26 protein-coding genes are annotated in these 23,643 nt (G+C 66.0%); 14 read left to right on the plus strand and 12 right to left on the minus strand.

The features are described from left to right. Positions 1 to 55: 55 nt before the first annotated feature. The 3 genes from AC1X6S_RS07185 (at position 56) to AC1X6S_RS07195 (ending at position 3,107) form a co-directional block, all read left to right on the plus strand. A complete protein-coding gene (locus AC1X6S_RS07185; RefSeq protein WP_483405082.1) occupies positions 56 to 1,129 on the plus strand; it encodes a BMP family lipoprotein in 1,074 nt (357 codons plus the stop codon). Between the two features lie 163 nt (positions 1,130 to 1,292). After that, entirely contained in the window at positions 1,293 to 1,784 is a 492-nt protein-coding gene (locus AC1X6S_RS07190; protein ID WP_483405083.1) for a MarR family winged helix-turn-helix transcriptional regulator, read from the plus strand. A gap of 135 nt (positions 1,785 to 1,919) precedes the next feature. Further along, positions 1,920 to 3,107 carry a TerC family protein gene (locus tag AC1X6S_RS07195; RefSeq protein ID WP_483405084.1) on the plus strand — a complete coding sequence of 396 codons (1,188 nt, stop codon included), beginning with the start codon at positions 1,920 to 1,922 and terminating at the stop codon, positions 3,105 to 3,107. 63 nt (positions 3,108 to 3,170) lie between these two features. Here AC1X6S_RS07195 and AC1X6S_RS07200 read toward each other — a convergent pair whose 3' ends face one another. Further along, positions 3,171 to 3,773 carry a fasciclin domain-containing protein gene (locus AC1X6S_RS07200; RefSeq protein WP_483405085.1) on the minus strand — a complete coding sequence of 201 codons (603 nt, stop codon included), beginning with the start codon at positions 3,771 to 3,773 and terminating at the stop codon, positions 3,171 to 3,173. 437 nt (positions 3,774 to 4,210) lie between these two features. On the opposite strand from AC1X6S_RS07200, the gene AC1X6S_RS07205 reads away from it, so the two are divergent. From AC1X6S_RS07205 to AC1X6S_RS07220, 4 genes are read left to right on the plus strand one after another with little or no spacing between them, the layout of a single operon-like run. Next, positions 4,211 to 4,762 (plus strand): RNA polymerase sigma factor, encoded by a 552-nt coding sequence (locus AC1X6S_RS07205; protein ID WP_483405086.1) that lies wholly within the window; start codon positions 4,211 to 4,213, stop codon positions 4,760 to 4,762. Beyond that, positions 4,746 to 5,522 carry an anti-sigma factor gene (locus AC1X6S_RS07210; protein ID WP_483405087.1) on the plus strand — a complete coding sequence of 259 codons (777 nt, stop codon included), beginning with the start codon at positions 4,746 to 4,748 and terminating at the stop codon, positions 5,520 to 5,522. Before AC1X6S_RS07205 ends, AC1X6S_RS07210 begins: the two co-directional genes overlap by 17 nt. Before the next feature lie 60 nt (positions 5,523 to 5,582). Next, on the plus strand, positions 5,583 to 6,284 hold the full coding sequence (locus AC1X6S_RS07215) for a hypothetical protein (protein ID WP_483405088.1): 702 nt from the start codon (positions 5,583 to 5,585) through the stop codon (positions 6,282 to 6,284). Positions 6,285 to 6,321: 37 nt separating this feature from the next. After that, positions 6,322 to 7,299: an NAD-dependent epimerase/dehydratase family protein gene (locus tag AC1X6S_RS07220; protein WP_483405089.1), complete on the plus strand. Its 978-nt coding sequence runs from the start codon at positions 6,322 to 6,324 to the stop codon at positions 7,297 to 7,299. 65 nt (positions 7,300 to 7,364) lie between these two features. Here AC1X6S_RS07220 and AC1X6S_RS07225 read toward each other — a convergent pair whose 3' ends face one another. Beyond that, positions 7,365 to 8,024: a histidine phosphatase family protein gene (locus tag AC1X6S_RS07225; protein WP_483405090.1), complete on the minus strand. Its 660-nt coding sequence runs from the start codon at positions 8,022 to 8,024 to the stop codon at positions 7,365 to 7,367. 220 nt (positions 8,025 to 8,244) lie between these two features. Here AC1X6S_RS07225 and AC1X6S_RS07230 point away from each other — a divergent pair, with 220 nt between their 5' ends. Together AC1X6S_RS07230 and AC1X6S_RS07235 are read left to right on the plus strand one after the other, a co-directional pair. After that, positions 8,245 to 8,502 carry a hypothetical protein gene (locus tag AC1X6S_RS07230; RefSeq protein WP_483405091.1) on the plus strand — a complete coding sequence of 86 codons (258 nt, stop codon included), beginning with the start codon at positions 8,245 to 8,247 and terminating at the stop codon, positions 8,500 to 8,502. A 71-nt stretch (positions 8,503 to 8,573) separates the two neighbouring features. Continuing rightward, a complete protein-coding gene (locus tag AC1X6S_RS07235) occupies positions 8,574 to 9,491 on the plus strand; it encodes a DUF1206 domain-containing protein (RefSeq protein WP_483405092.1) in 918 nt (305 codons plus the stop codon). 71 nt (positions 9,492 to 9,562) lie between these two features. On the opposite strand, the gene AC1X6S_RS07240 is transcribed toward AC1X6S_RS07235, so the two are convergent. Together AC1X6S_RS07240 and AC1X6S_RS07245 are read right to left on the minus strand one after the other, a co-directional pair. Next, positions 9,563 to 9,736, minus strand: a complete 174-nt coding sequence (locus AC1X6S_RS07240; RefSeq protein ID WP_483405093.1) for a CsbD family protein — start codon at positions 9,734 to 9,736, stop codon at positions 9,563 to 9,565. 113 nt (positions 9,737 to 9,849) lie between these two features. Beyond that, positions 9,850 to 10,056: a hypothetical protein gene (locus AC1X6S_RS07245; RefSeq protein WP_483405094.1), complete on the minus strand. Its 207-nt coding sequence runs from the start codon at positions 10,054 to 10,056 to the stop codon at positions 9,850 to 9,852. 196 nt (positions 10,057 to 10,252) lie between these two features. On the opposite strand from AC1X6S_RS07245, the gene AC1X6S_RS07250 reads away from it, so the two are divergent. Then, positions 10,253 to 11,152, plus strand: a complete 900-nt coding sequence (locus tag AC1X6S_RS07250; RefSeq protein WP_483405095.1) for an alpha/beta fold hydrolase — start codon at positions 10,253 to 10,255, stop codon at positions 11,150 to 11,152. On the opposite strand, the gene AC1X6S_RS07255 is transcribed toward AC1X6S_RS07250, so the two are convergent. Beyond that, on the minus strand, positions 11,100 to 11,879 hold the full coding sequence (locus AC1X6S_RS07255; RefSeq protein ID WP_483405096.1) for a glycosyltransferase family 2 protein: 780 nt from the start codon (positions 11,877 to 11,879) through the stop codon (positions 11,100 to 11,102). The two genes, AC1X6S_RS07250 and AC1X6S_RS07255, sit on opposite strands and share 53 nt — an antisense overlap. Before the next feature lie 116 nt (positions 11,880 to 11,995). Between AC1X6S_RS07255 and AC1X6S_RS07260 the strand changes: the two genes are divergently transcribed. Then, the gene (locus AC1X6S_RS07260) at positions 11,996 to 12,241 is read left to right on the plus strand and encodes a hypothetical protein (RefSeq protein WP_483405097.1); all 246 of its coding nucleotides are present in this window, start codon (positions 11,996 to 11,998) and stop codon (positions 12,239 to 12,241) included. Next, positions 12,225 to 13,352 (plus strand): YihY/virulence factor BrkB family protein, encoded by a 1,128-nt coding sequence (locus tag AC1X6S_RS07265; RefSeq protein WP_483405098.1) that lies wholly within the window; start codon positions 12,225 to 12,227, stop codon positions 13,350 to 13,352. Before AC1X6S_RS07260 ends, AC1X6S_RS07265 begins: the two co-directional genes overlap by 17 nt. A gap of 106 nt (positions 13,353 to 13,458) precedes the next feature. On the opposite strand, the gene AC1X6S_RS07270 is transcribed toward AC1X6S_RS07265, so the two are convergent. From AC1X6S_RS07270 to AC1X6S_RS07290, 5 genes are all read right to left on the minus strand, one after another. Further along, positions 13,459 to 14,019: a methylated-DNA--[protein]-cysteine S-methyltransferase gene (locus AC1X6S_RS07270; RefSeq protein ID WP_483405099.1), complete on the minus strand. Its 561-nt coding sequence runs from the start codon at positions 14,017 to 14,019 to the stop codon at positions 13,459 to 13,461. Continuing rightward, on the minus strand, positions 14,016 to 15,533 hold the full coding sequence (locus tag AC1X6S_RS07275; protein WP_483405100.1) for an AlkA N-terminal domain-containing protein: 1,518 nt from the start codon (positions 15,531 to 15,533) through the stop codon (positions 14,016 to 14,018). Before AC1X6S_RS07275 ends, AC1X6S_RS07270 begins: the two co-directional genes overlap by 4 nt. A 140-nt stretch (positions 15,534 to 15,673) precedes the next feature. Beyond that, a complete protein-coding gene (locus AC1X6S_RS07280) occupies positions 15,674 to 16,111 on the minus strand; it encodes a MarR family winged helix-turn-helix transcriptional regulator (protein ID WP_483405101.1) in 438 nt (145 codons plus the stop codon). Positions 16,112 to 16,133: 22 nt separating this feature from the next. Further along, a complete protein-coding gene (locus tag AC1X6S_RS07285; protein ID WP_483405102.1) occupies positions 16,134 to 16,418 on the minus strand; it encodes a hypothetical protein in 285 nt (94 codons plus the stop codon). Positions 16,419 to 16,494: 76 nt separating this feature from the next. After that, complete coding sequence (locus AC1X6S_RS07290) at positions 16,495 to 17,772, minus strand: MFS transporter (RefSeq protein ID WP_483405103.1); 1,278 nt, start codon at positions 17,770 to 17,772, stop codon at positions 16,495 to 16,497. 60 nt (positions 17,773 to 17,832) lie between these two features. Between AC1X6S_RS07290 and AC1X6S_RS07295 the strand changes: the two genes are divergently transcribed. Next, entirely contained in the window at positions 17,833 to 18,444 is a 612-nt protein-coding gene (locus AC1X6S_RS07295; protein WP_483405104.1) for a CGNR zinc finger domain-containing protein, read from the plus strand. Between the two features lie 203 nt (positions 18,445 to 18,647). Here the strand turns inward: AC1X6S_RS07295 and AC1X6S_RS07300 are convergent, their stop codons facing one another. Beyond that, positions 18,648 to 19,772, minus strand: a complete 1,125-nt coding sequence (locus AC1X6S_RS07300; protein WP_483405105.1) for an ice-binding family protein — start codon at positions 19,770 to 19,772, stop codon at positions 18,648 to 18,650. Between the two features lie 327 nt (positions 19,773 to 20,099). Between AC1X6S_RS07300 and AC1X6S_RS07305 the strand changes: the two genes are divergently transcribed. Further along, positions 20,100 to 22,703 carry an excinuclease ABC subunit UvrA gene (locus tag AC1X6S_RS07305; RefSeq protein WP_483405106.1) on the plus strand — a complete coding sequence of 868 codons (2,604 nt, stop codon included), beginning with the start codon at positions 20,100 to 20,102 and terminating at the stop codon, positions 22,701 to 22,703. A 102-nt stretch (positions 22,704 to 22,805) separates the two neighbouring features. Here the strand turns inward: AC1X6S_RS07305 and AC1X6S_RS07310 are convergent, their stop codons facing one another. After that, the gene (locus AC1X6S_RS07310) at positions 22,806 to 23,510 is read right to left on the minus strand and encodes a winged helix-turn-helix domain-containing protein (RefSeq protein ID WP_483405107.1); all 705 of its coding nucleotides are present in this window, start codon (positions 23,508 to 23,510) and stop codon (positions 22,806 to 22,808) included. Between the last annotated feature and the right edge of the window lie 133 nt (positions 23,511 to 23,643).

A 23,643-nucleotide genomic window follows, 5' to 3' on the forward strand; every position in this document is an offset into this window, starting at 1 on the left:
AATATTGCCAATTGGATCTATATCGTACCAACCTGCCTTCGGATTGGATATACCTGTGACTTCCCGCTCCTCCCGTGCAATAGCGACGGCGACCCTGGTTTTTCTCGCCCTCCCGGCCCTGGTCGCGTGTGGCCAGGCGCCCGATAGCGCCGCTCCGGAGGGCGCAGGGGATTCGGGAGACTTCCTCGCCTGTGCTGTGTCTGGTGCTGGCGGCTGGAACGACAACTCGTTCAATGAGCAGGTTCGCGACGGGCTGGACCGGGCCGAAGCAGAGCTGGGGGTCGCGACCATTGCTTTCGAGGCCGACACCTCCGACGATTTCGCGCCGGGCCTCGACAGCCTCATCGAGCAGGACTGCAACCTGATCTTCAGCGTCGGTTTCGACGCCAACGCGGGAGCAAACGCCGCTGCTGCGGCGAACCCCGACATCAACTTTGTGTCTGTCGATGGTTTCCAGACCGAAGAATCGATTACAAACTTCAAGCCGGTGACGTACCTGATGGACGAGTCGAGCTACCTCGCCGGTTACCTCGCAGCCGCCCAATCGAAGACCCACACGATCGGCACGTTCGGTGCCGTCCAAAACGAATCCGTCACGTCGTTCATGGACGGCTACTACTACGGGGCACAGGCATGGGCGGAGGAGAACCAGACCCCGACGAAGGTCGCCGGGTGGGACGCCGAAGAGCAGGTCGGTACCTTCGTCGGCGACTTCGTGAACCAGGTGCAGGCGAAGTCGATCTCCCAGGTGCAGATCGATCAGGGTGCAGATGTACTGTTCCCTGTCGCAGGCCCGCTCTTCGTCGCTGCGGCCGAGGCGATCCGTGACAACGGAAACAGCGCAATGCTGATCGGTGTCGATTCCGATATCTCCGTCACCGCACCCGACTTTGCTGACATTGCGCTGACGAGCGTTGAGAAACGGATGACGAACGCGGTCGTCTCGATCATCGATGAGGCGAGCACCGGCGAATTCGACCCGACGCCGTATGTGGGAGGCCTCGACAACGAGGCGACGGGCCTCGCCGGATTCGGCGAATTCGAGGCAGAGATTCCGGACGAGCTCGAGGCGCGGCTGGACGAGCTCCGCATATCCATCATCAACGGGAACGTAAAGACCCGGGGCTGAGCACTGGCCGCGGTTGCGGCTGGCTCAGTCGCGCGTCTCTTGCGGCCCCAACTCGATGCCACTCGGTGTGCCGGTTGCACGGCGGATGGGGAAGTCTGCAGACTTACCGCATGGCGTTGTGCGGATCACCGCGTCGGCGGGTTCTTCGAGGGATGTGGGCGGTATGAACGACGACGACGAGGTGGACCTGCTCGTTGACGCCTGGGCTACGCGCATCCCGGAGATCGACTTCACTCCGCTTGATGTGATGTCGCGCCTTCGTCGCGTCGCGCTCCGCCTGAACGAACTGAGGGCAGAGGCGTTCCGCCGAGCGGATCTGAGCAGCTGGGAATTCGACGTCCTGGCCGCGCTTCGGCGCGTCGACCCTCCCCACGAAATGAGTCCGATGGCGCTCTCGCGAGCAACCATGATCGGGACTCCCGCGATGACCAACCGCCTGGAAAACCTCCACGAGCGCGGTTTGATCGTGCGTAAGCCGAACCCCAATGACGGCAGAAGCAACCTGGCGCGTTTGACGGCCGAGGGCACGGCGCGCGTCGATGCAGCGATGATCGCTCTCGTTCGGCTCGAGGCGGACGAGCTCGAGGTGCTGACCAGCCAGCAGCGCGCCCAGTTCGCAGCCTTGCTCAGGCAGTTGGGGGCTTCGAGCAGCTGATCGTGCCGCTGCAGATCTGTGGCGTGCATCGCTGGCCGCGGCATCCGTTCTGGAACCCCGAGACCCCTCCCGCGTAGGCTTGTCCTGACTCCGCGGTGCGCGCACCGATTGCCGGCCTCGAACGAAAGCAGAACCGTGCAGGTATCACCCCTGATCTGGACTCTCACTATCGTCTTCATCCTGGCGCTGCTGGCGTTCGACTTTTTCTTCCACGTGCGCAAGGCCCACGTTCCGACGCTCAAGGAAGCAGCGATCTGGTCGTCGATCTACATCGGCATCGCGGTAGTTTTCGGCCTCGGAGTTCTCATTTTCGGAGGCACCGGCCCCGGCTCGGAGTATTTCGCCGGCTACATCACCGAGAAGGCGCTGTCTGTCGACAACCTCTTCGTCTTCCTGATCATCATGTCGAGCTTCCGGGTTCCCCGTGAAGACCAGCAAAAGGTGCTGCTGTTCGGCATAGTGTTCTCGCTCATCGCGCGCACCGCGTTCATCTTCCTCGGCGCAGCGCTCATCAACTCGTTTGCCTGGGTTTTCTACTTCTTCGGACTCATCCTCCTGCTCACGGCGGGCAACATGCTCAAGCCGAAGAAAGACGAAAAGGACGAGGCAGACAACCTCATCATCCGGTTGGCGAAGAAAGTGCTCCCGACATCCGAGCACTACGACGGAGACAAGCTCTTCACTGTCGAGAACGGGAGGCGCGTTCTCACTCCGATGCTCCTCGTCATGGTGGCCATCGGTGGAACCGACATTCTCTTCGCGCTCGACTCGATCCCGGCAATCTTCGGACTCACGCAGGACGTCTTCATCGTGTTCACTGCGACGGCGTTCTCGCTGCTCGGGCTTCGCCAGCTCTTCTTCCTCATTGACGGGCTCCTCGACCGCCTCGTTTACCTGTCATACGGCCTCGCCGCGATTCTCGGATTCATCGGCGTCAAGCTGATCCTGCACGCGCTGCACGAGAACAACGTGCCGTTCATCAACAACGGTGAGCACGTTCCCGTTGTCGAGATCAGCACCGGCGTCTCGCTGACCTTCATCCTTGGCGTACTCGTCGTCACTGTCGTTGCGTCAATGGTGAGTCCGAAGGGCAAAGCGCATGCCGCGATCTCCGGAGCGCGCCGCCACGCAACCTCATACGTCGACCTCGAATACACGGCCGACCAGAGCGAGCGTAATCGCATCTTCGCCCAGCTCGTGGTCGAGGAGGAGGCCATCCGTTCCCTGCAGCCCAAGTACCGTCAGTGGGTTCGCGACGAGGCGGAACTCATGGCGCTTCTCAAGCGGGCGCACGACGAGCACGACCAGTCCCTGGCGAAGTAATACTCAGCCCGAAAGGGGCCGACGCTCTCCAGGAGGGCGTCGACCGCCTTCGGGCCCCGTCGGTTAGAGAACCGCGGGTACGAGCACCCGGTCAATGCCGTGCAGAACTCCATTGCTCGCGCGGATGTTGAGCTGCTTCAGGATGAGGCGCGGGTCGCGAAGACTCGTGTTCTCGTCGCGGAGCGTGGTCAGCCGTGGTTTGATCACCCCTCCATTCGCCATGGTGATGGACTTGGAGAGGAGAACCTCGATCGCTCCAAGTGAGCGGTCGGGCACCACGTGGTACAGCAGGACGTTGCTGATCTGTTCCGTGGTGAGTGCTGTCGTGATCGTCGTCAGCGCTGCAGCCTCACTCGCGGGCGCCGCACCGGTCAGATCTGTCACGAGCCGGGTAAACGCGCGGTCGTTCGGTGCAAAGACCGTGAACCGACGCGAGGTGTCTGCGAGCACCGGTGCCAGCCCGGTGGCTCCCAACGCCTGGATCAGCAGATCGTAGTCGTACGGGTTGTTGTCGGGGGTTCCACCACCGGATGCCGCGACAGCGACGTCGACGATGGAGCCGGTGGGGGGTGTGGAGCCGTGCGCACTCGCTGGCGCGATCGGTCCGACGAGGATCAGGGCCGCTGCGGCGGCGACGATCGCGGAGACTGTGTTCTTCTTTTTCATGTTCGGCACTCCTTTGTCATGGCATCTCTATGCCCCGAATGGGTGCCTCCCGCGAAGGAGCATACGACAGTCGCAGAGCCAGCGCCATAGCCAAAAAAACTTCCACACTATTTCAGCGTGGGTGCATCCAAACCGTGCGCTGAGGCGGAAGTACCTGTGAGAGCGCGGGTGTGTCCGCCTGATCCTGGCCGGGTGCCTCTGTCTTGGGTTCCGGCGGCGCATCCCGCTTTCTCATATCCCGGCGTCCGCCGGGATTCAGCACGGCACGACGGCGGGACGCGATGTCAGCGGATCACACTCCAGCCCGGCTCGACGACGGGCGGGGCTGGTCTCGGGGAGGTGAATGGTCGAGACTATCGGTGGCGGCGCGCTCAACTGAGCACCGACCGACTCCAACGTCTCAACCGCGACTCCGGACCGAGAGGTCACACACCGACGTGACGGACCACCCTGATGCCGATATCGCCGCGCGATTCAGTGCGGGTGACGAGCGAGCGCTCGCCGACGCATACGCCCGATTCTCACGCGTCGTGTATTCCCTGGCCCGACGGGTCCTCGGCGTCGATGCCGACGCTGAGGATGTGACACAACAGGTATTCATCGCAGCGTGGCGCGGTCGCGAAACCTTCGATGAGACCAAGGGGTCGCTCGGCGCCTGGCTCGTCGGAATCACCCGCAGGCGCATCGCCGATGCGCTCGAAGCACGCTCACGCCTTCGAAGAATCGAGGAGAGCTGGGCGGATGCCGCGGGCACAAGCGCACAACCCGAAATCGTGGATGTCGCCGACCGGCTGATGATTGCCGACGAGCTGGAACGCCTCGACCCGGTTCCCCGGCGCGTCATGGCGCTCGCGTTTTACGGCGACCTGACACACTCGGAGATCGCAGAGACCACAGGAATCCCCCTGGGCACCGTGAAGAGTCATATCCGGCGAAGTCTCGGCAAGTTGCGCACACGATTGGAGGTGGCTGATGACGCACCTCGATGATGACGAGCTGATTCTCTACTCCCTCGGAGAAGTCACACCGGATGCCGCACAGCGAGAGCACCTCGATGCCTGTTCCGTGTGTGGCGCGGAGCTGAGCGCTTTGCAGCGTCTCGTGAGCGCGGGACGCTCCAGCGACGCCACCGATCTCGTTGAACCACCCGATTCCGTGTGGCAGCGGATCCACGCAGAACTCGACCTGTCGCCGGAACTCGAACCGGTTCCGCGCGACGTCGCTACACAGCCCGTGGTTAGCAGCGTCGAACCTCCCCGAGAGACGGCCTCACGGGGCGCGTCGCCCGACCGGCCCCGGCGCGAACGCCGCAGGGGGATGCCCCGCCCGGTGACAGCCCTGCTCGTTGCGGCGGCGCTCGTGGTCGGACTGATCGCGGGGATTGCAGGCACAGTGCTGTTCTCCCGGCCCGATGATCCGCGACTCCTGGCCCAGGCTGAGCTTGAACCGTTCCCCGATTGGGACGTTTCAGGATCGGCACGCGTCGAGGAGACCGGTTCAGGCACGCGCCGCATCGTCGTGGACGTCGCGGCACCCGGGGAGGGGCTGACGGAGGTGTGGCTCATCGATCCCGAAACGTCCGGGCTGGTCAGCCTCGGACTGCTCGGTGGCGAGTCGGGCACATTCCTGATTCCCGAGGGTGTGGACCTGTCCCGCTACACAGTGGTCGATGTGTCGCGGGAGCCCGTCGACGGGAATCCGGCCCACTCGGGTGACTCGATAGTCCGCGGCGAGCTCCGCGGCTCCTGAGCTTTTATTTGCCCGCCTTTCCTCCTACCGAAAGGCGGGGAACAGGCGGAGAATGGCGGCATGGCCGAGGACGCGGCTGGTCCGCACTTCGAGCAGCCCGCCCCGCCGAGCGTGCGCGCCCAGTTGCTCGCAACCGAGCACTGGGGGTTGCTTGCTGCGCGCGGCACGGCACAGAGCGAAGTACTCTCCCGGATCGGAATCCTCCTGACGCTCGTTTCCGCCGGGCTGGTCAGCCTCGCGCTCGTCGGCCAGGCCACCGGCTTCTCGGAGGCTTTCATCGCTTTCGCCATTGGCGTGCTGGCCTTCATCGTTCTGGTTGGCCTTCTCACGCAGGTGCGGGTGATCAACATCGGCATGGAGGATCTCATGTACGTCGTCGCCATGAACCGGCTGCGAGGTGCGTATGTGGAACTCGACGGCGATATCGGCAGGGTGCTCCTGTCGTCCCCGTACGATGACTTCGCCGGAGTCCAGCAGACCTATTACTTCTTTACGCCGAAGCGGAACCTGAGCCAGTTCCTCGGCAGCACCATGTTCTTCATCATCCTCATCAATACGGCATTGCTCGGCCTTCTCACCGCCGCGATCACCATGGTGTTCACGTCCTCAACACTGATGGCTGTCGCGATCGGACTCGGCGTCGCTGTCGTCTTCCTGGTCCTGTGCTTCTGGCTGGGGAACCGGCACTTCCGACGCACACTCGCCGAGTACCGGCCGGAGTTTCCGTCACCGTCCCCGCCGCCGGGATCATCGGTGGCATAAGCTCGCCCCATCCACTTGCCAGCGGAAGGTGCAGAACATGCCACGGATCGTCGTCATCGGTGCAACCGGCCACGTCGGAAGCGCTCTCGTTCCCCGGTTGGTTGCGGCCGGCCACGATGTCATCGCGGTGAGCCGCGGCATCCGCTCACCGTATCGAGAGGATGCCGCGTGGCGACAGGTGCGGCGGGTCGAACTCGATCGCAAAGCCGGTGATACCGACGGCACGTTCGCGGGCGCGGTCGCCGACCTCAACGCCGACATCGTCGTCGACATGATGTGTTTCACCGAGAGTTCTGCCGCGCAACTCGTCGAGGCTCTCCGCGGGCGGGTCGAGATTCTCCTCAGCGCGGGAACGATCTGGGTGCACGGGCCGGCGGTCTCCGTGCCGACCCGCGAGTCGGACGACAGGAACCCCATCGGCGACTACGGAATCAACAAGGCGGCGATCGAGGCCCTCCTTGCGGCTGAAACCCGAAACGGCGGCCTGCGGACCGCGGTTCTGCACCCCGGGCACATTTCAGGCCCAGGCTGGCCCATGGTCAACGCGCAGGGAAACTTCGACACCGGCGTGTGGGAGACCCTCGCCGCCGGCGAGACGCTGGTCCTCCCGAATCTCGGGCTCGAGACCGTGCACCACGTTCACGCGGATGACGTCGCGCAGGCGTTCCACAAGGCGATCGAGCACCCTGGCGCTGTGGCGGGGAAGAGCTACCATGTGGTGTCGGAACGGGCCATGACGCTCCGCGGAATCGCAGAGACCGCCGCGCGCTGGTTCGGCCGCGAGCCGCGACTCCGGTTCGCCCCGCTCGAGGAATTCCTCGCCACGCTGACACCGGAACACGCGGACGCGTCACGCGAGCACATCTCCCGCAGCCCGTCAATGAGCATCGCGGCGGCAGCGACTGACTTCGGCTATGCGCCGCGCTTCACCTCGGCGGCAACGATCGCGGACGGCGTGCGGTGGCTCGTGGCCGACGGGCAGATCGACACGGGTGGTCGGCCCTTGAGGGAGTGATCCCGGCGCCGCGCCTGGCCTGGAGTGCCCGTGCTGGGAGTGCCCGTGCTGGGAGTGCCCCGTGCTCAGCCCACAACTTCGCCGGTCGCGTCATCCGCTGAGGCGTCGAAGAGGTCGTGGCCGCCGATGGGATCCCCGTCCCACTCCACAACGTTCCAGCCGTCGACCGGGCTGCCGGTCACGATGATGACGCCCGTGTTCGACAGCGGATGCTCGGCGGCGTAATCCCCGTCGATGTTCGCGGCGCGAGCGGCGACCCAGGTGCGGATGGCCGCGCCATGGCTGACCACGGCCGCCGTCGACGTACCTCCCTGCGCTACCCGCTCGACGGCGCCGTCAAATCTCTCGAAGAATTCGTGGCCGTCGTATCCGCCCGGCATGGAGCGGGAGAGATCGCCGGCCGCCCAGGCGAAGACGGTTTCCAGGTACGCCAGATGCGACTTGTGATCACTGTGTCCCTCGAGTGATCCCGCGTGAATTTCGTGGATGCCATCGATGATGCGGGTGTCGAGGCCGCGATCGACGGCGAGGGGTTCGGCGGTGAGCTGGGTCCTGATGAGTGTGGATGCGAACAGTTCTTCGATGTTCTCGGCGCGGAGCGCACGGGGAATGGCGCGCGCCTGACGAGTGCCGAGCGCCGTCAGTCCCGGCCCGGGATAGGCGGTGTCGAGCAGGCCACGCACGTTGGATGGGGTCTGACCGTGCCGAATGAAGAGAATCCGCACTGTGTGGCCTTTCGCAGAGAGTGAAGCTGGAACACCGCGGAGCTGTACCGGGTGGGGGATGGGTTTCCAGTCTCGGTTGACCGTGCCCTGGAGGCAAGTGCGTCGGGTGCGAGCGAGTCGGTGGACTTTTTACATAGAGCGCTTGGCGTGTCGCAACAAAGCTGTCTATGCTCCTTAACATTCGAACATAGATACGCATCAGGGAGTCACAATGAACGGCGTGAGGGATCGAACCGCGACGGTGTGGACCGACGGTGATCGGCCGTTGCGAATGTTCTGGCAAGACAAACGGTGGCGGGTCTCCGACACCCCGACAGGGATCTACGGCGAACCCGATTTCGCTCACCCGCTGCTCACGCACTCGCCCGTCGTGCGCATCGGGTGGCGATTCCAGGTCACCGACGACGAGGGAGAATCCGTGGTCGTGGATGCCATCCAGGACGACGGTCAGTGGGTCATCGCGAGAACGTACCGGTAGACGGGAGAGAATGGTCGTGTGACACATTCGCTCCCGGCACCGCGGTACGGCCAACCCGCCACGATGCCGCGATGAGCGACGGAGCGGTGGCTGATCGCGTGACGCAACTTCGCGACACCGCGAGCGAGCGCATCAAGGACGCCGCGGAGCGCGCGAACGGCGATCCCAAGGTGCGGATCGCCGCTCGTGCAGGACTCGTCGCCAACGGGATCATTCACATTCTCATCGGCTGTATCGCCATCGGCATCGCCTGGGGCGCCTCTGGCCAGGCCGACCAGTCGGGGGCTCTCACCGCTGTGGGTTCCACCCCGGTCGGCAGCGTCCTGCTCTGGGCGGCTTCAGCATCGTTCCTCGGCCTCGCCATCCTGCAGGGCAGCGAGGCGGCGCGGGTCTATTCGATTCACCGGGGGCTCGTTCTTCTTCGCCGGTGGACCAACGTCGCCAAGGGGCTCGGCTACACGGGTATCGCCATGGTGACGTCGCTCTATGCCCTCGGCGGCCGGCACAAGGGCTCCGAGGTTTCGCAAACGCTCAGTGCTGACCTGCTCAACACCCCCGGTGGGGTCTTCGCGCTCGTCGCTGTCGGTGTGCTCGTCGGCACGGTTGGCGGGACCCTGATCTTCCGCGGGCTTTCGCGCAATTTCCGCGAGGAACTCGAGCCGCTCTCCGGCGCCCGCTCACACGTCGTCGTCACGCTGGGGCTCATCGGGCACACGGCAAAGGGTGTCGCACTCGTGATCTCCGGCGTGCTGTTCCTCTGGGCCGCGGCATTTGCCGATCCGGATGCCGCGCGCGGCGTCGATGGCGCGCTGCGGGTTGTCGCGTTTCTCCCCCTTGGCGGAGCTCTGCTCGTCGTGGTGGCGAGCGGCTTTGTCGCGTACGGGTTCTACCTCTTCGCTCGCGCGCGTTTTCTCCGGAAGGGCCCGCTCGTGGTCGTCACCCGGAAGGACCGCAGGCGACTGCAGCGCGGCGAGGCGCTCGACATCTGAATGTTCATGCGCGGTGCCCACGCATGCAAATGGCCCGGTCCCACCTGAGGTGAAACCGGGCCACGACTGGCCTACTTGTTGAAGGCATCCTTCACGTGTTCGCCAGCCTGCTTGAGGTTTGCCTTGCTTTGGTCTTTTTGGCCATCAGCCTGAAGTTTTTCGTTGTCGGTAGCTCCGCCAAGGCCTTCCTTGGCCTTGCCCATCGCTTCTTCAGCGCTGTTGCCGATCTTGTCTCCGAGTCCCATAGGCTTCTCGCTTTCTGTCGTTGCGAACCACAGTGTGGTCGGACAGTTTCACACTAAGCGCTGCCCGGGCCGGTCTCAAGGCCTTGACAACGGATGCCGCTGCACTGGCGTGATCAGGCGCCGTCGGCGTCCGTAGCGGCGTCGCTGTCAGGGGCAGAGTCCTTGTTCACGTCCGGCCGGTTCAGGGGAGGAATGTGGTCCTCGCCCTCAGCGCTTTCCGGTACGGAACCTTGCGACGTTCCGCCGCCCGTCGCGGTGCTGCCGGGTCCGAGGAGGGCTGCGTCCGGGGCATCCGGGTTATCGTCGCCGATATTCGACATGGTTTCTCCTCAGCTCGTGGGCCAGTTGCTGACCCGGTGACGGTGAACGGCCAGTCTGCACGGCGTCGCACGCGGGGTCAAACCGCGGACAGTGTGGCACCGTGAAAGCAACCGGGCGGAAGCGGACCGCGTTGTTGCTCTCGCCGGGGCGGAACTGGCCCTGTGGTGCACGGCGTTGTCGGGCTACATTGTCTGCATGCCAGAGCGCGACCTGCCGACCAGACTCGATGAGAGCCTGCCGGACGTGGACTGGGACCGCGTCGTACCCGGCGCTCGCCGCTGGACGTTCAGCGCACCAAGCGGTCCGCTCGCCGCTCTGGAGTCCGGGATCCCGTCAACAGAACGAGCGGTCCTCGTCCCGGGGGTGACCGGTTCGAAAGAGGATTTCCGGTTCGTGATGCCGCAGCTCGTCTCGGCCGGGTATTTCGTGCAGAGCTTCGACATGGCGGGGCAATACGAATCGTGGCAAGCGGGACCGGAGAACCTCCGCCCGCCTCGCCCCGAATACGACTATGACCTGTTCGTGGACGACCTGATTGCTTTTCTCGAGGCGGGCAGCACGCCCGTACACCTCCTCGGATACTCGTTTGCCGGCGTCGTCGCGCAGCTCGTCGCCGCGCGCCGGCCTGACCTCATTTCGAGTCTCACCCTGCTCAGCACGCCCCCCGTTTCCGGCAGGGCCTACCGCTCGATCAAACGAATCGGCTGGCTCGATCGCTTCGTCGACGCGCGGGGGAGCGCGCTGTTGATGAAGCTCGGGATCGTGTGGAACGTGCAGCGGGTTCCTCCGGGCCGGTTACGGTTCGTGCGAGCGCGTTTTGCGCTCACCCGCAAGGAGGCACATCGGCAGGTCATGGGCCTGCTGTCGAGGACACCCGACCTGGCCGACGCCCTCGCCGCTCAACCGTTTCCCAAACTCGTCGCCGTGGGGATGCACGATCTCTGGCCGCTCGGGCTTTATCGCCGGTTCGCGCAGAGGCTCGGCGCAACGATCGCGGTCTACCGCACGGGTCACAGCCCCTGCGAGACCGCGCCGCATCAACTCAGCCGCGACCTGCTTGAGCTTTTCTCCAGGGCGCGAGCGGAGCGCCGATGAGCCCGGCCGCGCGCCGCTGTGCGCGCCGGCGCCAGAATGGCTGCTCTCGTTCGTTGACGAACACCGTGGCGAACCCCCACCACACCCGCCGGAGAAAGCCAGCAACGGTGCCGAATGGGCGCGCGGAGATCGACATACCCAGACGACTGTCGAAAACCACGCGCATGTCCGGCTTGATCCGGTAGCTGAGATCGAGGTCGTCGTGGATGTCGTTGCGTGACAGGTGGAGGCCGTCTCGCATCCGCTGCCACGCATCGGCCCTGAGCGCGAAGTTGGATCCGAAGAGGGGAGGGTGGCCGAGCAGGTACGCGATGAGCGTGAAGTACGCACCCAGGAAGCAATACCGCCCGAACCAGCGCGAGAATGCGGTGCCGCCGTAGAACGAGGCGGTTCCCGTGATGGCGGATGCTTCGGGCAGCGACCGGAAGTCCGCCTCGATACGCTCCAGCCAGTGTGGTGGCGGAACCGAGTCGGCGTCGAGTCTCGCGAGGATGTCTCCGGTTGCCGCATCGAAACCTGCGGTGGTCGCCCACAGGATCCCGCGGTGCGGCTCTGGCACGATGCGCGCGCCCGCCTGGCGTGCCACGTCGGTCGAGGCATCCGTCGATGCATTGTCGACCACGATCACTTCGTCGGCTGGCCGGGTTTGTGCCGCGATGGCCGACAAGCATGTACGGAGCAACTCTGCGTCGTTATAGACGGGGATGATGACGGAGATCGAAGGCACCCCCCAACACTAGGGAGACTGGGGGATGAACACAGGGGCTTGCGCCGCGGGTCCGCGGATGCCGGTCGGATCGCAACCCCTACCTCGAAGTGTTCGAGTGCCGATATCGTGAGTGCATGGTTGACGAAAACGATGTGCGAATGACGCTGCCCACTGACCGCAAAGACCGCGGTCCGGAGATGGGTGAGGCGGTACAGATCCTCAATCTCGAGGAGATTCGCGAGGACCTCGCGTCCACCATTTCGGCCATTCGCGAGAAGGTGTCGACGGGCATGCTCATCGCTGTCGCCGTCACACTTGCTGGCATCGTTGTCGCCGCCACTCTGGCCATTGTGAGGGGCGATCATGGCGACGACCGCTGACGACCGGTCGCAGGCCGCGCGCGACGACGACGACACGGTCCTCGCCGCTGCGCCGTCCGATAAGGAACTCGCCGAGGACTCCGACGCAGATCGGGATGCCCCACGGCGAGCCAGGCTCACCCCGAAGGGACTGCTCGCCGTCTACTCGCGTGCCTTCCGTGAGTTCACCAAGGACCAGGTCGGTGACATTGCGGCCTCGCTCACCTACTTCGCAATTCTCGCGCTGTTCCCCGCGATCCTCGCAATCGTCTCGCTGTTGTCGCTCATCAACCAGGGCACCAACGTGACCGACGGTCTGCTCAGAATCTTCAGCGAGATTGCTCCGCGCGACACCGTCGAGACCCTGGAGGGCCCCATCGAGGACCTGACCAGGACGCCGGCGGCCGGCCTCGGTTTCGTCGTCGGTCTTGTCGGTGCCATCTGGTCGGCATCCGGCTATGTCCGGGCGTTCTCGCGCGGGATGAACCGGATCTACGGCGTGCAGGAAGGTCGGCCGTTCCTTAAATTCCAGCCGGTCATCCTCCTGATCACCGTCATCTCGCTCATTACCCTCACCCTCATGGCGCTCATGATCGTCCTGAGCGGTGACATTGCTGAGGCTGTCGGAAGCGTGATCGGCCTGGGCGAAACGGCGCTTCTGGTCTGGAATATTGCCAAGTGGCCGGTGATCGCGTTCCTCGCCGTGATGATCCTCGCGATGCTCTATTACGCGACGCCCAACGTGAAGCAGCACCGGTTCCGGTGGCTGACCGTTGGTGCACTGACCGCACTTGTGGTGTGGGCTCTCGCCACCCTCGGATTCTTCTTCTACGTCGCCAACTTCGGCAGTTACGACAAGACATACGGCACCCTCGGTGGCGTGATCGTCTTCCTGCTCTGGCTCTACCTCAGCAACATGGCACTCATGTACGGCGCCGAGGTCGACGCGGAGGTTGAGCGGGTTCGTGAGCTGCAGGCCGGCATCAAGGCGGAGTACGCCATCCAGCTGCCGCTGCGCAGCACCGCGCTCATCGACGCTGCAATCGAGGCCGAGGCGAAGGCCGTGCTAGCGTCCAAGAAGCTGCGGCAGGACTGGCACGCCGAACACGCGCAGGGCTCCGAAGGCGCGTAGTCGCCACCGGCGCGGACGGTGCGCGCCGAGAACATCAGTTGCGGTCGAGAGCATCAGTTGCGCGGGGTGTTCTCGACCGGAAGTGATGTTCTCGCGGCGAGCCGCGTCACACGAGCGTGAGCCGCGCCTCGCGCGTGAGCAGCGACCGCTTCACATCGACGCCCCAGGCGAATCCGCCCATGGTGCCGTCTGTGCGCAGCACCCGGTGGCACGGCACGAACAGCGCCGGCGTGTTGGTCGCGCAGACGCTCGCCGCGGCGCGCACCGCCGCCGGGTTGCCGATCAGTTCGGCGAGTTGACGGTAGGTGAGCGGATGCCCCGGCGCGATTGAGCGGAGCGCGGTCCAGCCCCGAAGCCGGAACTCTCCACCGCTCTGCTCGACGGCAACGTTCTCGATGGCGGCGAGGTCGCCGTCGTAGTAGGCGGTGACGGCATCCGCTGCGGATACTGAACCGGCGGTCACCGTTGCTGGCCGAAGCGCCGCGGCGATGCGCGCGGTGAGGGCGTCGACGTCGGTGGTCCAGCCGGAGGCGAGCACTGCTCCGTCGTCGCGGGCGATGATCGTGAATGGGCCGTCCGGTGTGCTCATCGTCTGGCTGAGCGCGGTGGTCGCGGTCGACGACGGAACCAGAGCGGTGTGTGGCGGGCGGAGGGTCGTGCTGGTCATGCGATCTCCTCGAGGGTCCTGGCTGCCGGTGGCACGGGAGGCGTTTTCGAGCGGCGGGATACCGGCGGTGCCGTGGCGGCGCTCCGCCAGAGGTGCATACAGAGGTAGGAGCGCCACGGCGCGAAGCGTTCGACGTCGCGAGTGAGCGCACGCGGCTCGGCGGGAAGGCCGAGAGTGCGCGCACCGGTGCGCACGGCGACATCGCCGGGCAGGAAAACGTCGGGATTGCCGAGCACACGCATGCTGAGGTAACCCGCCGTCCAGTCACCGATGCCGCGGAACGCGGTGAGCGCCCGATGCTGCTCGACGGCGTCGTCGCCAAAACCGATCGAGAACTCGCCGGTCGCGAGAGCCTCGGCCACGGTCAGCAGTGTGTCGATCTTGGAGCGCGGGCCGACCATGGCATCGCGGCCGTGCTCGACGATCTGCGCTGCGGTCGGGAATAGGTGGGTGAAGCCCTCCGGCCCCTCGGGGCCGTCGACCGGGGTGCCCGCTGCCGCGGTCAGCCGGTTGAGCTGGGTCCGGGCTGCGGCAACCGAGATCTGCTGGCCGATGATGGCGCGGAAGAGCATCTCTTCCGGGTCCAGGGCACCGGGCAGGCGGATGCCGGGGGTTGCGAGAACGCTCGCCGCGAGGCTCGGGTCGGCCCCGAGCGCCCGGTCGATGGCGATCGGATCCGCGTCGAGGTCGAACAGGCGTCGCACCCGCGACACGAGCACGGGCAGGTCGCCGAGCGAACTCAGCGTCGCCCGCAACCGCAGCGCGTCGCCGTCGAGGCGCACCTCGAAGCTGCCGGGGCCGCCGGGGAGGGAGACGGTGCGCCGGTACCCGCTCGCTGTAGCGACCTCGACGCCAGCGACCGCGCGCGGCACGAACCAGCCGAACAGCCCGGCGGCGTCGAACGGCGGACGGAACGGAAGGGCGAGATCCAGGGTGCCTGGCACTGGGCGGTTCGACTGCCTCTGCCGACTGCGAATCTCACCGGGAGTGAGCTGGAACACCTCGCTGACCGTGTCGTTGAACTGCCGGATGCTCGAGAACCCCGCGGCGAACGCAACGTCGGACGCGGGCAGGTCGGTCGAGGTCAGCAGCGTGCGTGCGGTCTGCGCGCGCAGGGCGCGCGACAGCGCGAGCGGCCCGGCGCCGAGCTCTTCGGTGAGGATCCTCGTGAGGTGTCGACTGGAGTAGCCGAGCCGGCCGGCCAGCCCGGGGACACCTTCACGCTCGATGACACCGTCGCCGATGAGCCGCATGGCCCGCGCGGCGAGGTCGTTGCGGAGGTTCCACGCTGGTGTGCCCGGCACGGCTTCGGGGAGGCAGCGCTTGCACGCGCGGTAGCCGGCCTCGTGCGCGGCGGCACTGGTCGGGAAGAAAGTCACGTTCTCGGACTTCGGTGTGCGGGCGGGGCAGGATGGACGGCAATAGATGCCGGTCGTGCGTACCGCCGTGATGAACTGCCCGTCGAATCGGGAGTCCTTCGCCTGGATGGCGGAGTAGCGCTCGGTGAAGTCCATGCTTCGAGCATTTCACAGCGGATGCCGATCGGCTAGCGGAAATCGGACATGGCCGTGGATGCTGCCGAGCGTTAGCGGGACGGCCCGGCCGCCCGGGCCGCCCGGGCCGGCGCGGGCCGGTGTCGCCCGGTGTGGGCGAACTAGTGCCCGCTCTCGCCACGCAGCTTGGTCGTGAGTTGCTTGAGTTGCTGCAACTCGTCGTCCGAGAGGGCGCTCATGAGCTCGGTGATGGTGGCCATGTGGTGGCGTGCGGCGTCCCGGTACCTGTCGAAGCCATCATCCGTCATCGCCACGATCGTGCCACGTTTGTCAGTGGGGTCGGGATGCTTCGACACCAGTGCGCGCGCGGCGAGCCGGTCGATGAGGCGGCTCACGCTGGGCTGGCTCAGCAGAACGAGCCGGTTGATGTCGCGCAGCCGTGCCCTGCGGTCGGGCTGGAGCGACAGGTTGAAGAGAACGTCGTACTCGTTGAACGACATGCCGCGCAGGGGAAATTCGGCGCCGAGTACGCGCAACACGCCGACCTGCGCACGAAACAACGATTCCCACGTGGATACGGCGAGTTCGCGGTCTGTCATTGAGCCTCCTTGCGGATCAAGCCTAGGGGGTGTCGTCTCGCTCGTTCCGGTTCTTCGGCGTTGTGCCGGTGATGGCGCGGTAAATCAGTACGAGCCCAGTGAAGTTGACGGCGATGCCGATGAGGGCGACGAGGATGCCGGGAATCAGTGCGACCGGATTCGACTCAACGAGCTGCACAAGCACGAAGACGACGGCGCTCGCCACCAGCAGTAGTCCGCCGCCGAAACAGACGAGACCGGTGAGCATGCGCCGACGTGCCCGGTCTGGTTGTGAGCTGCTGCGGGTATCCGGCGGGGTGTTCGACATGGGTTCAGGGTATCGATCCGAAGCTGGTGTCGAGCCGTATGCGAACGGATGCCGCGGCATCCGTTCGCGCTTGCGCTTAGTCGCGGCTCACATCGTTGAGCGCCTTCACCCGGCTGAGCGGGGAGAGAGCGACCCACAGGATGGTGGACAGGCACAGGATGCCGCCGACAAGCATGCCGAGGCGCGTGCCGAGCCAGTCGCCGGCAAAACCACCAGCGAGAGCCCCGAGTGGAATGGTTCCGTAGGTCACCGTGCGCATCGTGGCGTTCACGCGGCCGAGAAGTTCGTCGGGGGTTCGCAACTGGCGGATGGTGATGAGGAGCACGTTCGAGATCGTCGTTCCAGCCCCGTTGAGTGCGAGTGCAGCGCCGAGGAACGCGATGATGGCGACGGTGCCCCACGAGGCATCCGCCAGCGGCAGGACGGCGAGCATCAGGCACTCCACAGTGACGCACAGCATCATGATCCGGCCAACGGTGAGCCGCGCGGTGAGTCGTGGGGTCAACGCTGCCCCGGCAAGCGCGCCGGCGGCACCGATGGAGAAGACCAGTCCGAGCTGGGCCGGTTCCAGGCCGAGCTCCCGCACGGCGTGGACGACGAGCAGGATGGTCACCCACTGCGCAAACGGGTTGTAGATCGCGGAGAAGCCGACATTGGACCTGAGGTACGGGTCGTGTGCCACCAGCGATACGCCCGCGCGGAGCTCAGCGAGAAAGTTGGGGCTGGCGTGTGTGGCCGGTTTCGACTCGGGGGTGCGGATCGCCGCGAGTGCTCCCGCCGACGTGAGGTAGGCAAACGCGTTCACCAGGAGCGTCGCTGGGGCCCCGAGCAGCTGCACGATGAGGCCACCGAGTCCCGGGCCCCCGACATCGGCGGCGGCGACGGTTGCCTGGATGCGCGAGTTCGCCTGTTCCAGGTGCTTCCGGGGCACGAGTGAGGGGATGACGGACTGGTAGCCCACCTCGTGCACCACGGCGAAGATGCCCAGCACGGCAGCGGCGACGACCAGGCCGGGCACGCTGAGGGCACCGAGGGTCACAGCAGCGACGAGCGCGACGATGAGTATCGCGCGCGCTGCGTCCGACAGGATGAGCAACCGCCGGCGCCGGTGGCGATCGATGAGGACGCCGAGGGGGAGTGCAAGCAGAAGGAAGGGCACCCACTGTGCGGCGTTGATGACGCCGAGGTCGGTCGCCGACGCGTTCAGGGCGTACAGCGCGAGCAGGGGAAGCGTGAATTCGCGCAGCTGGTCGCCGGTGAACGAGGCGCCCTGCGCCGTCCAGAACCACCGAAAGTCCCGAACTTGCCGCCGCTCCTGCACGGCGTCCGGCGTAATGAGTGATGGCTGATTCATGCATTAGAGTATGGCCGATTTCTAATGGGCAATACAAGCAAAATCTATTAGAATTGCGTCATGGCATCCACCGAGCGCCGCACAACGTTCTCCACCATCGCGGGGCATCCCGCGCTTGATCTCGTCAACACGGTCGACTGGCGGCTGAGCCGGGAGCGGTTCAGCGAGGAGCTGGTGGGCTACCGCGACGTCCTTAACTGGGCTCGCCAGTTCGAGTTCATCGATGCGGGCGAGACCCGTGAACTCGAGCTGCTCGCGAGCGAGCGTCCCCGCGAGGCGGAAGCCGAAACACTCCGTGTCCGCGAATTGAGGGAAGCGATCTACCTCGCCGGTTTCGCTGACGCTGACGGCGAAACCGTTGCCGCCCACTACCGCGACGCAATCCAGGATGGCCGTCTCGATTCCGCCGGTGGGAAGCGGGTGTGGAGATTCCCCGTCGACCTGTCGCTGCCGCGGCGCCAGATCGCGATTCAGGCTCTTGACCTCTTCACGCGGGTGGATGCCACAACGTTCGGCCAGTGCCACGACGCCGAGTGTGGCTGGGTCTTCCTCGACACCTCACCGCGGCACAACCGGCGCTGGTGCGTGTCCGCCGACTGCGGTAATCGCAACCGGGTGCGGGAGTTCTACGAGAGAAACCGCAAGACGGATGAGGCCGGCCCCGCCGCATAGAATCGGCCGCGTGCATGCGCTGCAAAACCGGGCGTTAACGGATTGAAGGCCGGTCGTAGAGGCTTACGACCGGCCTTCCCCTTGCACCAAGAGTGTCCTGCAATCACATTCCGCTTCAGCTGCCACAGCAAACAACTTCCGCTCTTTGAATATATAACGGAAAGGTAACGGCGTCTAGTTACCGAAACGTTATTTTTCTGAAATTACGCCGCGCGTCTCCGACGCAGTACAACCATCGTGGCCCCGGCTGCAACGAGAAGAGACGCGACCGCGGCCAGGAGTGCGGCGTTGGCACCTGTCGCCGCCACGGTCTGGGTGTCAGATCCCGCACTGTTCTCGCGGGATTCCTCACGGGGCCCATCACTGTCGCTCGGCGGCGTGGCCGTGGTGGCGTCATCCCCGGCGGGAAGGGTAACGGCGGGCGCTGCGGTGGCCGGGGGTGCACTCACCGGTGGGGTGACGACCGGAGGGGTAGCCCCCGATGGCGTTTCGGGGGGAAGGGTGGCCGCTGGCTGCTCTACGTCAGGTGCCGTTCCCTCTGGCGGCGCAGTTACGGGCGGTTCGTCAGCTGGCGGAGCCGAAACGGGTGGGGCACCCTGAGGGCCGCAGTCCCGTGGCGCGGTGATCGTGCTCGCGTCGAGCGTAACTGCTCCGTTCCTCGCGAGCAGTCGACCGGCGACATCCGCCCCGGTGTTCGCCGTAATCGATGTCAGGGCCATCACAGTGCCGGCGACGTGTGAGTACGAGCCGAGAGTTGCCGATGAGGTGGACTGCCAGAAAACGTTGCAGTCGGTCAGCTCGCCGCTGAGGACGACGTTGCTGTTCGACGCGAAATTGATGGTGCTCGCGGATTGGAAGATGAAGACCGAGCTGGCGTCGCCGACGAGAGTCAGCGTGCCGGTAAGGCTGAGGGCTCCTCCGGCATACACTCCGGCGGTGAGGCTGCGTCCACCGAGTTCCGTGACGCCGGATTCGGAGGCCGGGCGCCCGGCCGCGTCGAGGTACGCCGTCGTCAGGTCGTTCTGCGCTGTGCGTGCAACGGTGTCGCTCGAGTGGATCGTCCCGTCCACTCGTCCCGGCGGGAACCCCGTGACCGCGGCGGAGGGGCTCACACCGAGGTCGCCGGAGATCACCGACGGGCCCGTGTTGGTGACCGCGGAACCGGCGAGAACGGCGAAGTCTCCGGCCGTGGCGAGAGCAACCGGTGCTTCTGCTGCGGTGGCGCTGAGCGGTGTGGAAACCGACAGGAGCAGTGCGAGGGCGGCGGCGGACACGGCGCGGGCACCGAACTTCCGTGCGGCGATGGGCGAGGGGAGAAAGTGGTGCATGGTGCGGGCCTAACGGGAAGTTGGAGGTGTGAGCGGCGAGCCGCCGTTGGCACGGCGATCTGTGTCGTTCGCTAATGCCTCATCTTTGCGGCGGATCGCCCGCGGTGTTCTCCCAGCCCTGCTCCACAGTCTGGTTCGCGGCGAATGTGACGGACTCGTTCGACGTTGACCTCACCCGCGCAGTCCGAGCGGATGAGCGACGTTAGCATCCTCGCGCGCACCGGTAAGACGGTGGCGAGGATGTCGAGCCCCTCCTGAACCTTACAGTGAGCGGCGGTGGGGCGGCGGCGCTCGGACGGGGAGCGTGGGCGATTATTGTAGGTGCGGATGCCCCGGCGCGCGACCCACGGTCATTTTCAACCACACCCGCATAGTGTGGAGACGGTGTCGACTCTCACGCAGGACCCCGCCCCGATCATTCCCGACGCCACGGACGCGTCAGACGGCTTCGTGCGCGTGCGCGGTGCTCGGGAGAACAACCTCACCGATGTGGACGTGGATGTGCCCCGCGGCTGCATCGTCGCGTTCACCGGGGTGTCCGGCTCGGGCAAGTCATCGCTGGCGTTCGGCACGATCTTCGCGGAGGCGCAGCGCCGATTCCTTGAGTCTGTCGCGCCGTACGCCCGGCGACTGATCGCCCAGGGCCACAACCCGCACGTCGACTCGATCACGGGACTGCCTCCCGCCGTCGCGCTGCAGCAGCGCCGAGGAGCGCCGAGCACACGGTCGACGGTCGGCACGCTCACGACCCTGTCCAACTCCATGCGTATGCTCTTCTCGCGTGCAGGCACCTACCCGGCGGGGGCGCCGCGGCTCGAGTCCGACTCGTTCTCACCCAACACAGCCACCGGCGCGTGCCCGCGCTGTCACGGCCTCGGCATCGCCCACACGGTGACCGAAGCGTCAGCGGTCCACGATCCGTCGCTCAGCATCCGCGACGGTGCGATCACCGCGTGGCCCGGCGCCTGGCAGGGCAAGAACCTGCGCGACGTCGTCGCCGGGCTCGGTTACGACATCGACGTTCCCTGGCGCGAGCTTCCACAGGCCGATCGCGACTGGATCCTGTTCACCGAGGAGCAGCCCGTCGTTGAAGTTACCCCCCAGCGCGACCGCGTCGCGAAGCCGTACAAGGGCCGGTTCTGGAGTGCCAAGAGCCACATCATGCACGCGCTCGCCGATTCCAAGAGTGAGATGTCTCGCGCGCGTGCCGCTCGGTTCGTCGAGTCTGGCCCCTGCGACCTGTGCGGTGGCAGCGGACTCACCCGTGCGGCACTCGATGTGACCTTCGCCGGTCACACCGTTGCTGACCTCAATGCTGTTCCGCTCTCCGAGCTCGCGGAGATCCTCCGCCCGACAACCCTCATCCGCTCGGCGACCGCAGCGGTGTCATCCGCATCGTCCGGTGAATCGACTGAAGTTGCCGTCACGATCGCCACCGACCTCGTCGGCAGGATCGACGTGCTCATCGGCCTCGGTCTCGGCTACCTGAGCCTCGGTCGCAAAACGCCGACACTGTCGCCGGGGGAGATGCAGCGCCTGCGGATCGCCACCCAGCTGCGCTCGGGTCTCTTCGGCGTGATCTACGTGCTCGACGAACCGTCGGCAGGGTTGCACCCCGCCGACGCCGAGCCGCTCATGGTCGTGCTTGAACAGCTCAAGGCGTCGGGCAACTCGGTCTTCGTCGTCGAGCACAACATGGATATCGTTCGTCGGGCCGACTGGCTCGTCGATGTCGGCCCCGGCGCGGGCAGTAACGGCGGAGCCGTGCTTTACAGCGGTGCCGTCGACGGCCTCGCCGATGTGAAGACCTCGGTAACGAGGCGCTTCCTGCACCCGGCAGGCGCGGACCGCGATGAGCCCCGCGAGCAGCGCGAACCGTCGGCGTGGCTCGGGCTTCGCGGCGTCTCGCGGCACAACCTCGTCGACCTCGACGTCGACGTGCCGCTCGGCGTGCTCACGGTCGTCACGGGGGTCTCGGGTTCGGGCAAGTCGACGCTCGTCAGCGGTGTGCTCGGCGACGCCGTGCGCGAGGGACTTCGTGCCGGTCGCCACCACGCCGATCCTGTCGTGACCGAGTCCGCTCCCGATGACGAGTCCGCTGCCGTGGCCACGACCATCGACGGCGTCTCTGGCCTCGACGCCGTCGATCGGATCGTGCGGGTCGACCAGCGTCCCATCGGCCGCACTCCCCGATCGAACCTCGCCACCTACACCGGCCTGTTCGACGCCGTCCGGTCGGCGTTTGCTGCAATGACGGATGCCGCCGCGCGCGGATACGACGCCGGTCGCTTCTCCTTCAACGTCGCCGGTGGCCGCTGCGAGACCTGCCTCGGTGAGGGTTTCGTCGCCGTCGAGCTGCTCTTCCTGCCCGGCAGCTATGGTGCGTGCCCCGACTGCGGCGGCAAACGGTACAACGACGAAACGCTGGAGATCGACTACCGCGGAAAGAACATCGCGGACGTGCTCGCCATGACCGTCGACGAAGCCGCCGGTTTCCTCACCGACGTCGCCGCGGCATCCCGCAGCCTCGAAACGCTCCGCGACGTCGGCCTCGGCTATCTGCGCCTCGGCCAGCCGGCGACCGAGCTGTCCGGTGGAGAGGCCCAGCGCATCAAACTCGCCACCGAACTGCAGCGAGCACGTCGTGGGCACACGCTCTACCTGCTCGATGAACCGACCACAGGGCTGCACCCCGCCGACGTCGAGTTGCTCATGACCCAGCTGAACAAGCTCGTCGACACGGGCAATACCGTCGTGCTCGTCGAGCACGACATGGGCGTCGCCGCCGGTGCCGACTGGGTCATCGACATGGGTCCGTCCGGAGGAACAGCGGGCGGGCGCGTGCTCGTCGCCGGAACCCCGGCCACGGTGGCCGCTCACGATGGCAGCCGCACGGCGCCCTACCTGGCCGAGCGGTTGGCAGGAGCCTGATCGCGCCGGCCGAGCGGGGTGCCCGGGCGTGGACGCGGCGGCCCACCCGCGACGGCCCACGCGCGGCGGCCCAGCCGCGGCGGCCCAGCCGCGCGGTCGGCTCTAGATGAAGTCGGGCGAGTGCGCTGCCGCGTGACGGATGGAGACATCCGCGTGGCGGTCGAAGCGGTAACCGACACCACGCACCGTGCGAACGATGTCTTCGTAACGCCCGAGCTTTGCGCGCAGGCGACGAACGTGGACGTCGATGGTGCGCTCGTTCGGTGCATCGTCGTCGCCGGCCTTCCACAGCGAAGAGATGAGCTCGGCGCGGTCGATCGTGCGGCCCTCGCGGAGCACGAGGTACTGCAGCAGCTCGAACTCCTTGTAGGTGAGGCCGACCGAGTCGTTGTCGAGGATGAGGCGCTTGCGCGAGATGTCGATGACGACACCGGCGTGGGCGCGGTCGAGTTCTTCGTCAGTGTCGGCTTCACGGTGCCTGGCGAGAGCGGACGGGTCCTGGAGCGCGAGCCGAACCACGTCGACGTCGCGTCCCCCTGCGCCCTGCGGCGCGAGCGCGACGGCCGCGTAGGTCTCCGACTCGGGTGCCAGGTCGGCGGCGAGTGCCTTGAGTGCGTGAACGATGGCACCGAGGCTGGTGCCTGCCGCTGCCGCTTTGGCATCGTCGATGCCGACGTAGAGGACGAAGCCGCGGGCCTCGGTTCCCTCCGGAACGGCGCGAAGGTTACGGCCCTGTGGGGCGGATGCTGCCGGCGCGGTCGGCCGGACGTTGGTCGGAGCGAGTGTGGTCGCGTGTGCGAGAGACATGGGAGAAATCCTTGGATGATGTGCCTGTGTCGAATCCGGGTACACCGGATGACGTTTCGACGGTGAGTCGGTGTAGCGGCCGGTGTTACGGCCTGCGCGAATGCGGGGTGTGGCATCCGTTCGCTCGAGCGGG

This window comes from Mycetocola sp. Y442, assembly GCF_056898615.1.